Origin of the sequence: Polaromonas sp. (genome assembly GCF_036676035.1) — a bacterium.
Classification (GTDB): domain Bacteria; phylum Pseudomonadota; class Gammaproteobacteria; order Burkholderiales; family Burkholderiaceae_C; genus Polaromonas.
The window spans coordinates 1-15797 of sequence record NZ_JAKFDR010000026.1; the positions used below are offsets into that span (position 1 = coordinate 1).

Consider the following 15797-nt stretch of genomic DNA (forward strand, 5'->3'; position numbering starts at 1 on the left):
GCCTGATGACCATAGCAAGTTGGTACCACTCCTTCCCATCCCGAACAGGACAGTGAAACGACTTAGCGCCGATGATAGTGCGGATTCCCGTGTGAAAGTAGGACATCGTCAGGCTCTTACAGCAAGAAACGCCCAGTTGAGTGATTCAACTGGGCGTTTTGTTTAGCGCGTCCGATTTGTCATAAGGCATGATCGGAATAAAAAAGCCCGCATTGCTATAAGCGGGCTTTTTGCTTTCTGTGATGTATCTGCGACACGGGGTGCCAGGCACTCAAATGTACTCAGGCATTCAGAATAAATGCCCCCTCTCTCCTGGCCGCCCCTGCAGCAATCAACTCTGAACACAACTGCTCAATCCACTGGTTGGCAGGGATGTCCGGAAAAAACTTTTCCCGAACCAGTTCGAAATAAGTGGTGGCCACCGCCCATTGGGAAAACTTGGCAAAGGACTGTCGCTGTGTTTCCAGCAATTTGAATTTGAGCAGCACTTTCGCGGCATGGTGCGCATGCCGCACCGGATTTTTGACAAAAGAAGCCAGGCGTTGGCGTGAACGATTAAGCACTTCGGTGGAGTAGGCAAAGATTCGGCCGTGCCCTGGGATGACCGTGCGCGGACTCAAGCGCTCGATCAGGTCAAGCGTACTGCTCACCGCATCAAAAGCATCGATACCCTCCAGTTCCGGAAACACCACGCCGAAGCCGTTTTCCCATAAAGCGTCCGCGGAAATTAGTGTTTTGCTGCCGGGCTCAAAGAAAATGACCGAATGCGGATCGTGGCCGGCGGCGGCGTGGATCTGCCACAGCGCAGCACCCAGGCGCAGTTCGGTGCCAGGTAGCAGCGTTTGATCGAATTTAAATGGTGGACACAGCTGGCCGGTTGGCAAATAAGTCAGCGCCACCGGGTCCCATCGCGCGACCTGAGGGGCCAGCCCAGGCGGGATTAGCGTTTGCAGCGCCGGATAACGCTTTTGCAAGGCGGCATTCCCACCACAATGATCGCTGTGCAAATGGGTATTGACCAAGACATCGAGAGGACGGTCTGGCAGCAAACCCTCGACCAGTGCCAGTGTTTGCGCTGCATGCGTGCAGTAGCCGCTGTCCACCAGGGTGGTGTGCTCATCACCAATGAACAGGATGTTGTTGGAAGACAACCAGCCACGCTCCAAAACATGCAGGCCTGTGGGCAGATTCAGGCTTGTCATCAGGAAAAAGGAGTGGTGAGGCGGCTAGGCCGTCGTGCGCAACTCGCGCCTGAGGATTTTGCCAACATTGGTTTTGGGTAAGTCATCGCGAAATTCAATGTATTTGGGACGTTTATACCCGGTCAGGTTCTGCTTGCAGTAAGCGCTGACATCCTCCTCGGTCAGGGTCGGGTCATTTTTCACCACAAACACCTTGATGGCCTCGCCCTGTTTGTCGTCTGCAATGCCGATGACGGCACACTCCACCACGCCCGGACACAGGGAAATGACGTTTTCCAGTTCATTTGGGAACACATTGAAGCCCGAAACAATGATCATGTCTTTCTTGCGATCGATGATTTTGGTGTAGCCCTGATCGTCCATGATGCCAATGTCGCCGGTGCGCATGAAGCCATCGGCGGTAAAGGCCTTTTGGTTTTCTTCGGGCTGCCTGTAGTAGCCTGTCATGACCTGCGGGCCCTTGATGCAGATCTCGCCGGACTCGCCCACGGGCAAGGACTTCCCCTCGTCGTCCTTGATGGCTATTTCAATGCTGGGCAGTGGCAGGCCAATGGTCCCGCTGAAGGTTTTGTTGGTCACCGGGTTGTTGGTGCCGATGGCGCAGGTCTCGCTCATGCCCCAGCCTTCGACCATGGCGCAGCCGGTGGCTTTAAGCCAGGCCTTGGCCGTTCCTTCCGAGGCCGCCATGCCGCCGGCCTGCGAGACACAGAGATTCGAGCAATCGACACTCTTGAACTGCGGATGCTGCAGCAACGCATTGAAGAGCGTGTTGACGGCCGGAAAGAGATGGAACGGGCGTTTCTTCAGCACCTCGATGAATTGGCCGAAATCGCGCGGGTTGGGGATCAGCGTCAGGTGCGCGCCCCAGCGGATGGTCAGCAGGCCCAGCGTCAGCGCAAAGATGTGATACAGCGGCAAGGCTGCAATGTTGTTGGCCTTGCTGATATCGCCGACCCGTTTGAGCGCCGGCGTGAACCAGGCCTCGGCCTGCAAAATGGCGGCCACGATATTGCGGTGCGTCAGCACAGCGCCTTTGGACAGGCCGGTGGTGCCGCCGGTGTATTGCAAGAAAGCGATGGAGTCGAGCGTGCTCGGTGCGGGCTTGAGCGTCAGGCGGGTGCCCTCTGCAATGGCGCGGTTGAACGGGGTGACGCCGCGGCCGTTGCCCAGCGGCAGTTTGTAGGCCGGCACCATCTTGGCCAGGTGGCGAACCGCAAAAGTGATCCAGCTGCCGAACCAAAAACCCAGCAAGTCTCCCATGGACGCCATCACAACCTGCTTGACCGGCGTGCGTTCAATGACTTCGGCCAGCGTGTGGGCGAAGTTCTCCAGAATCACGATGGTGGTCGCGCCTGAGTCCTTGAGCTGGTGCTCCAGTTCGCGCGCGGTGTACAGCGGATTGACGTTCACGCAGGTGTAGCCGGCGCGCAAAACTCCGGCCATGGTGACTGCAAACTGCGGAATGTTGGGCAGCATGATGGCCACCCGTGCGCCCGGCTCCAGCCCGAGATTCTGCAGCCAGGCCCCCAGCGCACTGGACAGGTCGTCGAGTTCGCCATAAGACATCCAGCGGTCCATGCAGACCGAAAACGGCCTGGAAGCATTCTTTTTGAAGGACTCCTCCAGCAGCTGATTCAGCGAGCGGAATTGCTCGGGGGCAATCTCGTGTGGCACACCTGCGGGGTAACTTTTGAGCCAGAACTTGTCCATACACACTCCTTGTCACGGATTGTGGGAGTGACGGCCTGCAAGTCGTATGGGGCTTGTCCTAATGCGAGCGGCCTGCGCTGAATAATTGCCGCAATTTCGTCTCGCAGGTGACAGCATCATCCTCAAACAGCGATGCAATCCAGCTGGATTCGCGCGTCTCAATCAGGCGCAGGAATTCGCCCGAGCCGTTCATGGTGGCAAACGCGTCAAACCCGGCCTCGAGAAACTGTTGCAAGGACGTCAGCCCTGCGGCGGCTGCCGGGCGATGCATCATCCTGAGCAGCATGCGCAGTCCGCGCATGCGGGTCAGGCGTTCCAGCTCGTGGCCCAGTTGAAGCACCACCTGCAGTTGCTGCTGGCGCGCCGCCGGGTCAGCCACACGGCGCCAGCATGCCATGTAGCCGGCGCCATCCAACTCCTGCAGATGTGATGTCTGGATAGCCAGCCACTGGCGCGCCATCGCGTCATCAAGCTCTTCGGTCAGCGCGTGCACACCGGCCAGCGCCGCGGCGGTGGTCACCACGGCTTCGGGAAAGAGGCGTGCGATGGTGTTGGCAATGCGGGCAAACTGCTGGTCGCGCTCCGCGTAGTCCTTGTCGCTGTATAGCTCATGAAGGAAAAATCGCACCGCGGGGTCGTAGCGCGGCTGCTCCCGCAAGTCGGCATAAGTGGCCTGAAAGCGCAGCGCCTGAAAGCGCTTGATGGCAAGACTGGCTTCGGCCAGCGCGGGATCGGCGGCGCGGCGCTGTCGCAGCAGCGACACTGCTTCAAGCGCTTCGTGAATTTCGCGGGCAGAGGTGTCCATACAAACCCCGAGTCTATCTAGGTATCACGCTCTATTGAAACCCGCAGCCTGCGTGAGAGACTTGCCCATCATGGAACGAAGAACTTTGCTCAAGCTGGGCGCTGTCTCAGCGGCCCTGTTGGTGGTCGCGGGCGGCACGGCGGCCTTGCTGCAGCCCGGCTTGCAGGATGGGAGACTGGCCGCTGCCGGGCGCGAGGTGTTTTCTGCGGTGGGCCGTGGCGTGCTCGATGCCAGCTTGCCGGCCGATGCCGGCGCCCGGGCGATCGCTCTCAATGGCTTGCTGGACCGCGTAGACACGCTCATCCAGTCATTGCCGCCGCATGCGCAAGACGAGTTGTCACAGCTGCTCTCGCTGCTGGCCAGCACGGCGGGGCGCTACACGCTGGCAGGTTTGAGTGTGCCGTGGCCAGATGCCCGCGTGGCCGACATCCAGCAGGCGCTGCAGGGCATGCGGCTGTCAGGGCTGGCTTTGCGCCAGCAGGCCTACGCGGCTTTGCATGACATCACCGCAGGCGCTTACTTCTCGGACGAGTCCAGCTGGCCCCTGCTCGGCTACCCTGGGCCCATGAAAATCTAGGACATTTCCAAAAAGCAGCATGAGTCAATTGCAAGACCCGATTCGCGAGGGCTTAAAACGCGGCTGGAAAGTGATGGGCGGTGCGCTGGCGCCCGTGCCCGAGAAAATCGTTTGCGACGTGGCCATCATCGGCAGCGGCGCCGGGGCGGGCATCACGGCCGAGCTGCTGGCCAAAGCCGGGCTGCAGGTGGTGATGGTTGAAGAGGGGCCCTTGAAAAGCAGCAGCGACTTCAACCAGAAAGAGTCCGAGGCCTATCCTTCGCTGTATCAGGAAAGCGCCGCCCGCAAGACGCAAGACAAGGCCATCAACATCCTGCAGGGGCGCTGCGTGGGCGGCTCCACCACGGTCAACTGGACCAGCTCTTTCCGCACGCCGGCGCCCACGCTGGCGTACTGGCAGGCCAAATTCGAGCTGCCTGATTACACCGTGGAGGCGCTGGCCCCTTACTTCCAGCAGGCCGAAAAACGCCTGAACATCCTGCCCTGGTTGACGCCGCCCAACGAAAACAACGACCTGCTGCGCCGCGGCGCAGCCAAGCTGGGTATTCCCGCCGCAGCCATTTCGCGCAACGTCAAGGGCTGCTGGAACATCGGCTCCTGCGGCCTGGGCTGCCCGACCAATGCGAAGCAATCCATGCTGGTCACCACCATTCCGGCAGCGCTGGACAAGGGCGCCCAGCTGCTGACCGAAATGCGGGCCGAGAGGTTTGAGCTGGCCAACGGCAAGGTGACCGCGCTGCTGTGCCGCCCTGTCAAGCCAAATGGGGCTCCAGCCCTCGATAAATCTGCGCAGGCAGCTATAAAAATCATAGCTAAACACTATGTGCTCGCCGGCGGCGCCATCAATTCGCCGGCGGTGCTGCTGCGCTCGGGCGCGCCCGATCCGCATGGGCTGCTGGGTGCGAGAACCTTTTTGCATCCGGTGGTGATGTCATCCAGTGTGTTCGAGCAAAAAGTCGAGGCCTGGAATGGCGCTCCGCAAAGCATTTACAGCGACCATTTTCTGGAGACCCAGGCGATTGACGGGCCGATCGGTTACAAGCTGGAAGCGCCGCCGCTGCATCCGGTGATCTTTGCCTCCACCGTGCCCGGTTTTGGCCAGAGTCAGCATGACCTGCTCAAGTCCTTCCCGCACAACCACACCTTGCTGGCCCTGCTGCGCGATGGCTTTCACGAGCAATCCCCGGGTGGCAGGGTCTTGCTGCGCGGCGACAACTCGGCCGTGCTCGACTACCCCTTGACCGACTTCGTGATGGACGGCGCCCGCCGGGCTTTGCTGTCGATGATGGAAATCCAGTTTGCAGCCGGCGCCAAACAGGTGCTGCCGCTGCATGAAATGGCCAAGCCCTACACCGCGTGGGCCGAAGCGCGCGACGCCGTCAACGCCCTGCTCATGAAGCCGCTGCTCACCAAGGTCGTGAGCGCCCACGTGATGGGCGGTTGCGGCCTGGGCGGCCACGAGACGCTGGGCGTGACCCGGCCCGACGGCCTGCACTGGCAGCTTGAGAACCTGTCCATCCACGACGGCTCCATCTTCCCCACCAGCATTGGCGCCAATCCGCAGCTGTCCATCTACGGTGCCGTCAACCGTCTGGCGCAAGGCTTGGCCAAAAAGCTGACCGGCCGCGAGGTCACGCTGGCCTAGTGTGCTGTACCTGTAGACTGCCCTGATGCTGGCGCGCCTGCAACAACTCATCACCGTTTCGCTGCTGTTGCTGGGCGCTGCCTGGCTGGCTTATTTTTGGCGCCACTCGCCCGTGCTGGCGGTGTCCGGTTTTTTGGCGATTGTGCTGGGCTACACCGCCTTTCTGGCGCTGGAGTTTGTGGCGCAGCGCTATGCCAACCGAGCCGACCCGGCGCCGCAACCCAGTTGGGCCGAGGTGGCCCGGGCCTGGCTGGGCGAGGCCCTGACCGCACCGCGGGTGTTTTTCTGGCGGCAACCATTTCGCCCCCATGCCATTCCTGACCAGTTGAGCGCGCCGGCCGTGATGCCGGGACGGCGCGGGGTGGTTTTTGTCCATGGGTTCTTCTGCAACCGCGGCTTCTGGACGCCCTGGCTCAAGCGGCTGCAAGGCCAGGGGAATGCGTTTGTGGCGGTCAGCCTGGAGCCGGTGTTCGGCTCGATTGACGCCTATGTGCCGCTGCTGGAAGACGCCGTGCAGCGGGTGACTCGCGCCACCGGCTTGCCGCCCCTGCTGGTGTGCCACAGCATGGGCGGGCTGGCGGCCCGCGCGTGGCTCCAGGCCATGAAGGCCGAAGCACGCGTGCATCACGTGGTCACCATAGGCTCGCCGCACCGCGGTACCTGGCTGGCCCGCTTCGGCCATGCCGCCAATGGCCGGCAGATGCGCCTGGCCAGCGAATGGCAGCGCCAGCAAGACCTGGGCATGCCCGCCAACCGCCATGCGCTGTTTACCTGCTGGTACTCCAACTGCGACAACATCGTGTTCCCGGTGTCCACCGCCACCCTGCCCGGTGCCGACAACCGGCTGGTCCGGGGCGCCGCGCATGTCCAGCTGGCGTTTTTGCCGCCGGTCATGGCGGCCACGTTGGCCTTGCTGAACGACCCCACACCCTGAGCGCTCAGGGTCTCCCGGGTGGCGAAATGTGAATTTCACACAAAAGCGACACCTCATATTCACTGTTCAAAATCGCCCGGTCTTCGTAGGCTCAACAGCTTGTACGCAATAGAAACGGGTAGGCGCGGGCCATGAATTTCCGGGTGGATCACGAATTTTTGACCAGCGGTTTGGGTGCGCTGCCAAGCACCGACGCCGGACCGGATCCAGGCCAGGATGTACTGGCCCTGCTGCTTGATGCCCTGGCCCATGGCGTGCTCGTGGTCAGCGAGCAGGGGCAGATTTTGCACGCCAATCAGGCGGCACAACGCGAACTGGACAGTGGCCGCGTGCTGCAGGCCGTGGGCGGTTACAGGGGGCAGCTATGGGCCGTAAGGCCCGCAGATGGCCGGACGTTGCACGACGCGCTAGCCAAAGCCGCAGCTGGCCAGCGCAATCTGATCAGTTTGTCTGGTGAGAGCGCTCACTTCATGCTGGCCGTCGTTCCCCTGCAGCACGAAGCGGGCGCACACTATGCCCGGTTGGCCCTGTTTTTTGCCCGTGCCGGGGTGTGTGAGTCGGGCATGTTTGATTTTTTTGCCCGCAGCTACGGGCTGACGCACACCGAAGAGCGGGTGCTGGCCATTTTATGCCGAGGCCTCAGCACCCCCGAGATCGCAGCCCAGATGAAAGTGGCCGTTTCCACCGTGCGCAGCCATGTACGCAGCCTGTGCGCCAAGACCGCCTCCAGCGGGGTGCGCGAACTGGTCAACCGGGTGGCCGTTTTGCCGCCTGTGGCCTCGCCGGGCCTGTTGACCTGACGCTTCGGCAGCAATAACAAGTCAGCGCTGTTTTTCACGGCGCTGGCTCTGGCGTGCTAGATTACGCATCATCATGAGTTCAACATTACCCCCCAATGATGATCCGTACGCCGCTTTGATCCCGGAGCTGCGCTCCCTTGCGCAGCGGGGCATACAGCGCAGTTACCGCAAAAACACCGTACTGATCAATGAAGGCGAGGCGGGCGACAGCCTGTTTGTGCTGCTCAAAGGCGGCGTCAAGGTGTTTGCCATGGACGAAAACGGCCGGGAAATTACCTACGGCACGATTGATGCCGGTGACTATTTCGGCGAGATGTCACTCGATGGCGGGCCCCGCTCGGCCTCGGTGATCACGCTGGAGGCCTGCACGTGCGCGGTGCTCAGCCGTACCCAGGTCAGCGAGCACCTGGCCGAGGAGCCGGGTTTTGCCATCAACCTGGTGGCCCAGCTCATACGCCGCGCCCGTGCCGCCACCGAAGCCGCCCGCAACATGGCGCTGCTCAACGTGTATGGCCGCCTGGTCGCCCTGCTCGAAGAGCGCCGCAGCGACACGCCAGACGGTGAATCCATCACCCTGCAGGCCATCACCCACCAGGACATCGCCAACCGCGTGGGGGCTTCCCGCGAGATGGTGAGCCGCCTGCTCAAAGACCTTGAAAAAGGCGGCTACATCGAGCTGGGGGCCAAGCGCATTACGCTGAAGAAGAAGCTGCCTAGTCGCTGGTAAGCCCTTGCCGAGAACCTAGAGCGCGTTAAAAATCCGGCGGGTTTCCTGAGGTGCCGCATCGCTGGTACCTATGGTGCGCACCACGGCCCCGCTGCGTGTGCCGGCACCAAGAACACCGATTAATGCCGGGTTTTCGTCGGTAAACCCCACGGTATCGGGCACTTTCACAACGCCAGGGCGCTGTGGACGGCTCCCATCAGGATCCGGTTTGCGCGGTGAATAGCGCGCCCAGCTTGAATCCGCCACACGCAGCCCTCCTACCGAGATGGTCCGTTTGCCTGTAGACAAACTGTTGAAGTTGCCGCTTCGGCGAATCGGCGTCGGATTGTTAGGGTGATCTACAAACGAGCCTGGGTTACCGCTGGTGTCGTAGTCCCGGTCTTCAAAGTAAGACTGCCGTGCGCCGGTGTGCTGTCCGATGGCGACATCGTCACGTTCGATGTAAGCGTCCAGTGTCACGTTTCCCGAGTGAGTGTTCGTGATCTTCACTTCCCAGATACCGCTGGGCGCGGTTGTCGTTGATGACTTGAAGCTGAAGCTCGGAGCCGCCGCAACCAGCGCGCAGGTGCCATGAGCACCGGTTGCGACGGATTGTGGATAAATCACGGCACAGAGAGGGTGCGCACCGCCGTTGGTCCACATGCCGGATTTTCCCCAGGCAAGGGCGGGCAAAGCGGGACGGCCTGGAGGCGTAATTTGCACGGTGACACCATGCGCACCTTGCGGCAGCCAGATTTCCAGAAAGCTCTGGGTCGAATCATCAGGTTGCCCTCGCCAGTGCAGCGTAACGTGCTGCCCTTTTGATAGCGTTGCATTGGCATGGGTACGGCTTTGATAGCTATTGCCCGCCGGCACAATGATTTGCAATTTGCCATTTTTGAGTTCGATCAGCTGGTCCATTGCAGCCTCCAGCGCCGAGCTGCCGTCATGAGGCCCCGCCAACGTACCCCAACTCAGATTGACCGCGAGCTTGGCGGAAGGGGCGCAACGTGAAAGGATGTACATCAGGCCATCCATGACACTCACGTTCATGGAACCACCGGATGTGTCAGTCACGTTCGACCAGTCAAGCTGAACTGTCACGTTGTCATGCCGGCTGGCATCGTCATTGGCCAAATCCCAGCTGGGGGGCGCATCCGGGTGTGGAGGCGCGCCTGCAAACTGTGCCAGCAAGGTACGCGGCCCACAGGCAAGATCCATGACATGAGTGCCGTGGTTAACGTTTTTTTGTAGGTCACGCAATTCGAAGTGTGTGTATACCGCGCCTTCATCCACCATGCCGTTATACGTGTGGTGTTGCATCGCCTGGTTGATGTCGGCCGCTGTCAGCTCGTGCCCGTAACCCATGGAGGCTGGCGTCTGACCTACTCCCTTGCTGTCCTGGCGCCAGAAATAGGCGGTGCGTGACTTGCCGTTTCGTAAAAAATTGGCATTGGCAAAGGCCAAGCCACCATCAATCAGGCCGATGACCTTGCCCGTGAGCAAGGTCGGCGTCGCACCGTTGCTGGCTGTATGTGGTGCAGGGTCCTCAACGTGGCGACCCGTGGGCAAGCCAAGCTCGAACCGCTGCACCAACGCGTGGAGGCTACCGCCTGGACGAATATGCTTGAAGAAAGCCGGCTTGATGCGCGCCGTACAGAAGCGCAGGCCTGCGGGTGCGGCCGGCGAGGTGTAAACCGGTGGCACGTTTAACCACGCCGGAGAAGCGGCCGTTAGCAATTTGGCGATGCTGGTGCCCGCGGTAAGCTCAATCAATACGGGCAACCATTTGGGTGGCTTCTTCAAGCCGTAACCGACAAAGTTGTCGGCCTCTGCCCAAATCAGGTAGGGGTCAAAGCCGGTGCTTGCACCTGGCTTGGCCCAGTCAATGCCGGAGAAACTGCCTTTGGGTAGAGGAGTCCAGGTCATGATTGTTCTTACTTAAGGGGTTGGCATTCTTTGGACGCCTTGTCCCACATAAATGCAAGGATGGGGGACACCGCCACCGTTCCAGCGGTGGGCAGCAACTGGTAGTAGCCGCTCTTGTTGTCCGACATCGAAACCCGCAGATCAAAGTCGATGACGTGTCCCTTTGCGTCGTGAAACTTGCGCCCGTCAAAGCCGCGCTCATGGAGTTTTGCGCCTTTGCAGCGTGCCACAAGGAACTCGGCCAAGATTGTACCCAGGAGCCTCCCAACGGCAGAGTCCACCGGATAGTGCAAGCCGGCCACGGTGCGGTTAACTGCAATCCTGGCTGCAAGCCGCTGCAGTTGCTCCTGGTACTTTGAGCCCTGGGGAAGCAGGGCTTGTAAGAGGGTGGCAGTTAAGAATGCCTCCGTCGAATGGCCGCTGGGCCAGCTGGCGTGCCCCGGACTCGGAATCATCGACTGGATTTGCGGTGACAGTGTGTCAGGGCGAGGGCAGGCAAAAGCGTGCTTGAAGCGCATCTCCACATGGATGGCCAGTGACATGGCCAGCTCCAGCAGCTCAAGCGTGTATTTGTGACGATGCGCCTGCAGGCCGATGATGGACGCCCAGAACGCCAATCCCCCGGGTATCTGTGCCAGGATTTCGTTGTGACGGTCTTCGCGCAGGTCGGCATAAAGCGAAACCAGCTCCAGCTGCTGGGAAAATACCTTGTGCGTGGGTCTTTTGAGCTTGGCTAGTGAGAGGCTTTTTAAGGGCTTTTTGTCCAGATTAACGAACCCCAGTGTGACCTGTTCGTTACTTTGAGTGACGTCGAAGTGCAACCCGCTCAACAACTCCAGTTCACACACTTGCAGACGAGGGTCGGCAGCCCATTGGGCCAAACGCGACGGTTCATCCAGAGGAGCCGGGAGTTTGAAAGTGAGGGGGGTAGGGTCAAAAGGCCCCACCAGCGCCGCACGGCTTGTGGTCAAGGCATTTGCCAGCTGAACCTCGCTCACCGTGCCGGCTCCGCCACTCGCGCCTCCACTGGCTCCGCCACTCGCGCCCCCGCTAGCTCCGCCGCTCGCGCCGCCACTGGCCCCACCACTCATTGCACTTAATATGGACATAAATACTTACCTTTCATGGAAAAACTTAGGATTCCGGCACGCCCAGATTGCGCAAGACTTGAGCAACGCGCTGGCGTGCGGAACTTGAAGCACCACCCATTGCGAGATAGCGCGCGATTGTCAAATTAGGCGTTTCCTGGAGTAACTGGCTCAGCGTTTGCCGGGCATCTTCAATCTGATTGCTCTCACCTTGTGCCAGCAGCAGGGCTCGCAGTGTAGGTTGATGGTGCTTGTTGGCCTTGAGGGAGCGACGGGCAAACGCAATGGCCTTTTCGTAGTCCCGGTTGAACGAGTACCCCGCGGCCAGAATCATGTCGTAGTAGTACTTCATGGGGTCTAGCGGCGAGAGGCTGCTGGCGATGCTTGCTTCTTCCACCGATGCGGCGGATTCGCCCCACATCGAAGACCATACGCTTTTGTATAGCCATGCCAGTGATTCGCTCGGGTTCAGTCGAATGGCTTCCTCGATCTTGTGCAGTGAACCGCTGGCGTCTCCCGAGAGCTGGCATAAGGCATGTCCCTGAATTGCCAGCGCCAGCGCGCTGTTTGGCTCCAGATCCAGGGCGCGCTCAGCGTGTTCGATGGCCTGGCGCGAGTCTTTTTGGGGAGCGTCGCTCATGCCGCGCACGACCCGCAAGATATACCACTTGGCAAGCCACGCGCGCGGCGCTGCCGCGCGGTTGTGACGTTCAAGCACGGCTTCCAGGACCTGCCGGCTGCGATCGAAGTCATGCATGGATGACCGGTGCATGTGGGAAATACCACCCAGCATGAGCGAGCAACTGTCGAGCCGGGGAAGGGGGTGGATCAGCGATTGCTGGGCTTCCGAATCAATCAATGCATGGGTAGCCGCTGATGCAATGCGGTCGAGCAACTCGCTCTGGGTTTCCAGCAGGTCCATGGTGTCGCCCGAGATGCGGTCCGCCCAGATAATTTGGTTGGTACGACTGTCTGCGAGCTCTGCAATGATCAGAATTTTGCCGCCGCTGGCAATGTAGCTGCCCGAAAGAATGAATCTTGCTGCCAATCGGTCACCCGCCTCGGCCATGACATCGCTGCGTCCCCGGAAGGCAGTGGTGGACAGGCGCGAGATGACCTTCAAGTCGGAGCTGCGCGACAGCTGGGCGATGATCCCGTCGGCCACCACTTCGCCAATGATGAAGTGTTCAGGCTCATTGCTGCGCGCTTCAAATGGAATGATGGCAATGGTGGGCCGGAAATCCGGTACTGCAGCAGTTGGCGACTGTATAACTGGCGCATGGCCCGGCGGTCCGACGCGATACGCCCGTATTGGCTTCGCGACATGCTTGAGATAGCACTCGCCAAGGTCTTCAATGTCGGCCTCGAGCCCATCTGTAAGGTTGTCGCGAAGCTCGGCAGTGATTACGATCTCACCAGGTCCTGCCAAGGTGGCGACCCGGGCTGTCAGATTGACGTCTGTACCGTAAATGTCGTGCTTGTCGCTCACAAACTCTGCGAGATGTGAGCCCATGCGCAGATGGAGTCCTCGTTCGGAAGGGCGACCTGCGTTGTCCTGGACGCGGAAGTATTGCAACGCAAACGCGGCCTTCATGCCGCCTTGCGCGCTGGCAAATTCCAGCATCAAGCCATCTCCCAGGCTTTTGACAATGCGCCCGCCATGCAGCGGCAGGATGTGCTGCTCAGCTTGCTGCACCAGTTGTTGCCATCGCCGTACAAAGTCATCTTGGTCCTGCTCCATGAGCCTGACCGACTCCACCACATCCATCACCAGCAGCACCTTGGTGTTGCGATTCATGGAATACGGGAGTTCAATCAAGGAGGAGGACATCGTAACCGGCGTAACAAATATTTACCTCCTCATTTTGTAGGAGAAGCCGTGTATTAGGGGAATTCTGTCGGCCGTTTTGCAACGAGAAAGCCCGAAACTGTTGCTTGAACGCCAAACAGCGTGATAGATTGCAAGCGCTTGCCTGTTGTGGCAGCTTAAATATCTTTTTAAAGGTTACATGATGCAAAAAGTTCAAATTGGTGGTGGAGTCATTTCGCCGACGGTGACAGCGCATGTCCAGAAAAGTGCGATGCCACTGAAATCTACAGAGGGCAAGCCAAAACAGCCATCTGCTACGCAAATCGGCGGTGGATACATTAGTCCTAATGTCAAAAAGCATGTAGGCAAATCAATGAAGGTGAATATGGGTGGCGGACTCATTTCGCCGACGGTGGCAGCGCATGTCCAGAAAAGTGCGATGCAACTGAAATCTACAGAGGGCAAGTCAACGCAGCCATCTGCTACGCAAATCGGCGGCGGAATTATTAGCCCTAACGTTAAAAAGCATGTAGCCAAATCGACAAAAATGAATATGGGTGGCGGATGGATTCATCCCCACATCGCAAAGCACGTGCAAGCGTAATAAGCATTGAGCATGCAGCCCGGGTTCGAAAACTCTTCCGTCGTTACTTTTCACAAAATAAGCCCGGGCGCAATTTCGCCGATGCATGCTGATAAGTCGGCTCTTGGCAGCATGCCGGCCGCCGCGCACCAGTTTTGCGAGGCGTTGCGCGCTGCTTCCAGTTTTGGGTGGTACATCTTTCCGCCATGCGACATAAGGTTGCGTTGGGATGGTGCCCAAGCTTTCTTTGATGCTGGCGACGAATGGTTGCCGCTGACCAGCGTTGTTGATCCGGAGCTTTCTTCTTATTGGGACGAGCATTGTCCAGAGGATATGAAGGGAGGCGCCCCACCCTATTTGTCCACGCTGTTTGTTCCAGGTGTTGTGCAGATATGGTCTGGATTGCTGGTCAGTACAGCGCCAGATTGGAGCGTTCTTGTCCGTCCGTTGGCAAATCTGGTGCAGAGCCGGGCTTACTCGTGCTACGAAGGCATTGTGGAGGCGGACTGGTTCAAGCCAATGCCCCTATTTATCAATATCCGGTTGAGCGCAACCGATACGGTGATCGAAATCCCTCGAGGCCGGCCTTTGTTCCAGCTTCAGCCTGTTCACCGCGCAAGCTACACCACGGCAATGAGCAGTTTTGTGGAACACGAGGGCTTGCAGCCACGGGAGGGCAACTCCGGTGGCATGTCGCCCGATGACTGGGCGGGCCTGGGAAGCACTATTCGCAGCGTTTCACCCTCAAGGCCGCATGACGTGGGGCGGTATGGGGCTGAGGTGCGAAAGCGCGCTAAACGGATCGTGGGATCGGACTGATCTTGCCCCTGTTTCCCGTCGTCGGCGCAAGTCTGCTATCTGCGGCCGCATCGCTTCCCCTGCATTTGATGCCTTTGGTGGTGGTTGCCGTAGTGGCCGAGTCGCGGTTGGCGGAGGCGCAGGCGGGGTGGATTGCTAGTGCCTATATGCTGGGGCAGTTATTCGCGGTGCTCGCGTTGCCCGGCATCAAGGTCAGCCGGATTCTGCGCTGGCAAGCCTTGGTGGCTGTTGCTGTGCTCCTGGTTACCTTGTGGGTCTCGAAAAGCCCGCAGCGGTCGACCTTGCTCCTGTCGTGGCTAGTGATTGGGATGATTTGCGGCACGCTGCACTTTTCGGCAACTGCCACTGCTGCAGCGACGACTGATCGTCGTACGGCGTTCGCCCTGCGCATGGCGATGAGTTCACTGGTGGGCGGTTCGGTAATTGTGGGGTTGCAACTGATGCGGGGGCTGGTCAGCTACTCGGCGCTGGCAACCCAATTGACTGTGGCATTTGCAGTGATCGCAGGTGTCGGGCTACTTCTCTACCGTGCGCCGGAGGCGATGGGTTCCGCTCCACTGCTCGCCGAGAGCGAGCCGGCAAAGGGGGCCGTGCCGCGAACTCGCGCATCACTTGGGCGTTTGGCAGGGCTGTTCGTATTGTTTGTCTTGTTTGTGGGTCAACATGGGTTGTGGGCCTTTGCGGTGCAGGGTGCGCAGCAGCGTGGGGTAATGCTGGACCATGTGGCTTACGCCGTCGCAGCATGCAAACTTATTGCTGGGGCTGTAGTCTTGGCGAGTGTTGTACGTCATTCCTCTACTCGTCCGGATTCGCCCTACTCTTTGCTTATATCGGGCTTGTCGGTGATGGTGGGAGGAGCGGGTTTTGCTTTCACCGAAAATGTCGTGATCTTCTGGCTTGCGCTCCTGTCTTGGGAAGTCGGATTCAGTGTGTTATCCGCCCGATTGCAGGCGATGACTGCGCAAGACAATCCTCGCATGGCGGGCATGTGGATGACCGGTGCTATCTTTCTGGGCGCGGCGACCGGTCCGGCGCTCAGCGGTTTGATCATTCGGGCAGACTTGTTTTGGGCCTACGTAGTGTTTGCAGGCGTTAGCGCCCTTATCCCGCATGGGTGGGCAGTCGTGAAAGCTCAGGAGAAACCACATTTTGGCCAAAGAGTTGCGCGGTACAAGACTGGCGAGTGAGG

Annotated in this window: 14 protein-coding genes and 1 rRNA gene; 9 read left to right on the forward strand and 6 right to left on the reverse strand. The window is 59.7% G+C overall.

What is annotated here, in order from left to right:
* The first annotated feature begins 1 nt into the window (after position 1).
* Positions 2-114 (forward strand): 5S ribosomal RNA (gene rrf, locus V6M61_RS04860).
* Positions 115-281: 167 nt separating this feature from the next.
* On the opposite strand, the gene V6M61_RS04865 is transcribed toward rrf, so the two are convergent.
* From V6M61_RS04865 to V6M61_RS04875, 3 genes are read right to left on the reverse strand one after another with little or no spacing between them, the layout of a single operon-like run.
* A complete protein-coding gene (locus V6M61_RS04865; RefSeq protein ID WP_332775439.1) occupies positions 282-1202 on the reverse strand; it encodes an MBL fold metallo-hydrolase in 921 nt (306 codons plus the stop codon).
* Positions 1203-1226: 24 nt separating this feature from the next.
* A complete protein-coding gene (locus V6M61_RS04870) occupies positions 1227-2912 on the reverse strand; it encodes an AMP-binding protein (protein ID WP_332775440.1) in 1686 nt (561 codons plus the stop codon).
* 58 nt (positions 2913-2970) lie between these two features.
* Complete coding sequence (locus V6M61_RS04875) at positions 2971-3717, reverse strand: FFLEELY motif protein (protein ID WP_332775441.1); 747 nt, start codon at positions 3715-3717, stop codon at positions 2971-2973.
* Between the two features lie 70 nt (positions 3718-3787).
* Between V6M61_RS04875 and V6M61_RS04880 the strand changes: the two genes are divergently transcribed.
* The 5 genes from V6M61_RS04880 to V6M61_RS04900 all read left to right on the forward strand — a co-directional run bounded on the left by V6M61_RS04880 (position 3788) and on the right by V6M61_RS04900 (position 8400).
* Positions 3788-4294 (forward strand): hypothetical protein, encoded by a 507-nt coding sequence (locus V6M61_RS04880; RefSeq protein ID WP_332775442.1) that lies wholly within the window; start codon positions 3788-3790, stop codon positions 4292-4294.
* 19 nt (positions 4295-4313) lie between these two features.
* Positions 4314-5939 carry a GMC family oxidoreductase gene (locus tag V6M61_RS04885; protein ID WP_332775444.1) on the forward strand — a complete coding sequence of 542 codons (1626 nt, stop codon included), beginning with the start codon at positions 4314-4316 and terminating at the stop codon, positions 5937-5939.
* Positions 5940-5964: 25 nt separating this feature from the next.
* On the forward strand, positions 5965-6873 hold the full coding sequence (locus tag V6M61_RS04890) for an esterase/lipase family protein (protein ID WP_332775445.1): 909 nt from the start codon (positions 5965-5967) through the stop codon (positions 6871-6873).
* A 131-nt stretch (positions 6874-7004) separates the two neighbouring features.
* Complete coding sequence (locus V6M61_RS04895; protein ID WP_332775446.1) at positions 7005-7673, forward strand: helix-turn-helix transcriptional regulator; 669 nt, start codon at positions 7005-7007, stop codon at positions 7671-7673.
* Between the two features lie 73 nt (positions 7674-7746).
* Positions 7747-8400 carry a Crp/Fnr family transcriptional regulator gene (locus tag V6M61_RS04900; protein ID WP_332775447.1) on the forward strand — a complete coding sequence of 218 codons (654 nt, stop codon included), beginning with the start codon at positions 7747-7749 and terminating at the stop codon, positions 8398-8400.
* Between the two features lie 15 nt (positions 8401-8415).
* Here the strand turns inward: V6M61_RS04900 and V6M61_RS04905 are convergent, their stop codons facing one another.
* From V6M61_RS04905 to V6M61_RS04915, 3 genes are all read right to left on the reverse strand, one after another.
* The gene (locus V6M61_RS04905) at positions 8416-10308 is read right to left on the reverse strand and encodes a hypothetical protein (RefSeq protein ID WP_332775448.1); all 1893 of its coding nucleotides are present in this window, start codon (positions 10306-10308) and stop codon (positions 8416-8418) included.
* Between the two features lie 8 nt (positions 10309-10316).
* The gene (locus tag V6M61_RS04910) at positions 10317-11306 is read right to left on the reverse strand and encodes a phosphatase PAP2 family protein (protein ID WP_332775449.1); all 990 of its coding nucleotides are present in this window, start codon (positions 11304-11306) and stop codon (positions 10317-10319) included.
* A 136-nt stretch (positions 11307-11442) separates the two neighbouring features.
* Positions 11443-13194: an adenylate/guanylate cyclase domain-containing protein gene (locus V6M61_RS04915; protein ID WP_332775450.1), complete on the reverse strand. Its 1752-nt coding sequence runs from the start codon at positions 13192-13194 to the stop codon at positions 11443-11445.
* Between the two features lie 214 nt (positions 13195-13408).
* Between V6M61_RS04915 and V6M61_RS04920 the strand changes: the two genes are divergently transcribed.
* The 3 genes from V6M61_RS04920 to V6M61_RS04930 are packed head-to-tail and all read left to right on the forward strand — an operon-like array spanning position 13409 to position 15795.
* A complete protein-coding gene (locus V6M61_RS04920) occupies positions 13409-13810 on the forward strand; it encodes a hypothetical protein (protein WP_332775451.1) in 402 nt (133 codons plus the stop codon).
* Between the two features lie 12 nt (positions 13811-13822).
* On the forward strand, positions 13823-14608 hold the full coding sequence (locus V6M61_RS04925) for a DUF6065 family protein (protein ID WP_332775452.1): 786 nt from the start codon (positions 13823-13825) through the stop codon (positions 14606-14608).
* 2 nt (positions 14609-14610) lie between these two features.
* A complete protein-coding gene (locus V6M61_RS04930; protein ID WP_332775453.1) occupies positions 14611-15795 on the forward strand; it encodes a hypothetical protein in 1185 nt (394 codons plus the stop codon).
* The last annotated feature ends 2 nt before the right edge of the window (positions 15796-15797 follow it).

Bases quoted from the DNA above. Each gene is read 5' to 3' on its own strand.
- V6M61_RS04865 (WP_332775439.1), bottom strand. From the start codon at position 1,202: ATGACAAGCCTGAATCTGCCCACAGGCCTGCATGTTTTGGAGCGTGGC.
- V6M61_RS04870 (WP_332775440.1), bottom strand. From the start codon at position 2,912: ATGGACAAGTTCTGGCTCAAAAGTTACCCCGCAGGTGTGCCACACGAG.
- V6M61_RS04875 (WP_332775441.1), bottom strand. From the start codon at position 3,717: ATGGACACCTCTGCCCGCGAAATTCACGAAGCGCTTGAAGCAGTGTCG.
- V6M61_RS04880 (WP_332775442.1), top strand. From the start codon at position 3,788: ATGGAACGAAGAACTTTGCTCAAGCTGGGCGCTGTCTCAGCGGCCCTG.
- V6M61_RS04885 (WP_332775444.1), top strand. From the start codon at position 4,314: ATGAGTCAATTGCAAGACCCGATTCGCGAGGGCTTAAAACGCGGCTGG.
- V6M61_RS04890 (WP_332775445.1), top strand. From the start codon at position 5,965: ATGCTGGCGCGCCTGCAACAACTCATCACCGTTTCGCTGCTGTTGCTG.
- V6M61_RS04895 (WP_332775446.1), top strand. From the start codon at position 7,005: ATGAATTTCCGGGTGGATCACGAATTTTTGACCAGCGGTTTGGGTGCG.
- V6M61_RS04900 (WP_332775447.1), top strand. From the start codon at position 7,747: ATGAGTTCAACATTACCCCCCAATGATGATCCGTACGCCGCTTTGATC.
- V6M61_RS04905 (WP_332775448.1), bottom strand. From the start codon at position 10,308: ATGACCTGGACTCCTCTACCCAAAGGCAGTTTCTCCGGCATTGACTGG.
- V6M61_RS04915 (WP_332775450.1), bottom strand. From the start codon at position 13,194: ATGAATCGCAACACCAAGGTGCTGCTGGTGATGGATGTGGTGGAGTCG.
- V6M61_RS04920 (WP_332775451.1), top strand. From the start codon at position 13,409: ATGCAAAAAGTTCAAATTGGTGGTGGAGTCATTTCGCCGACGGTGACA.
- V6M61_RS04925 (WP_332775452.1), top strand. From the start codon at position 13,823: ATGCAGCCCGGGTTCGAAAACTCTTCCGTCGTTACTTTTCACAAAATA.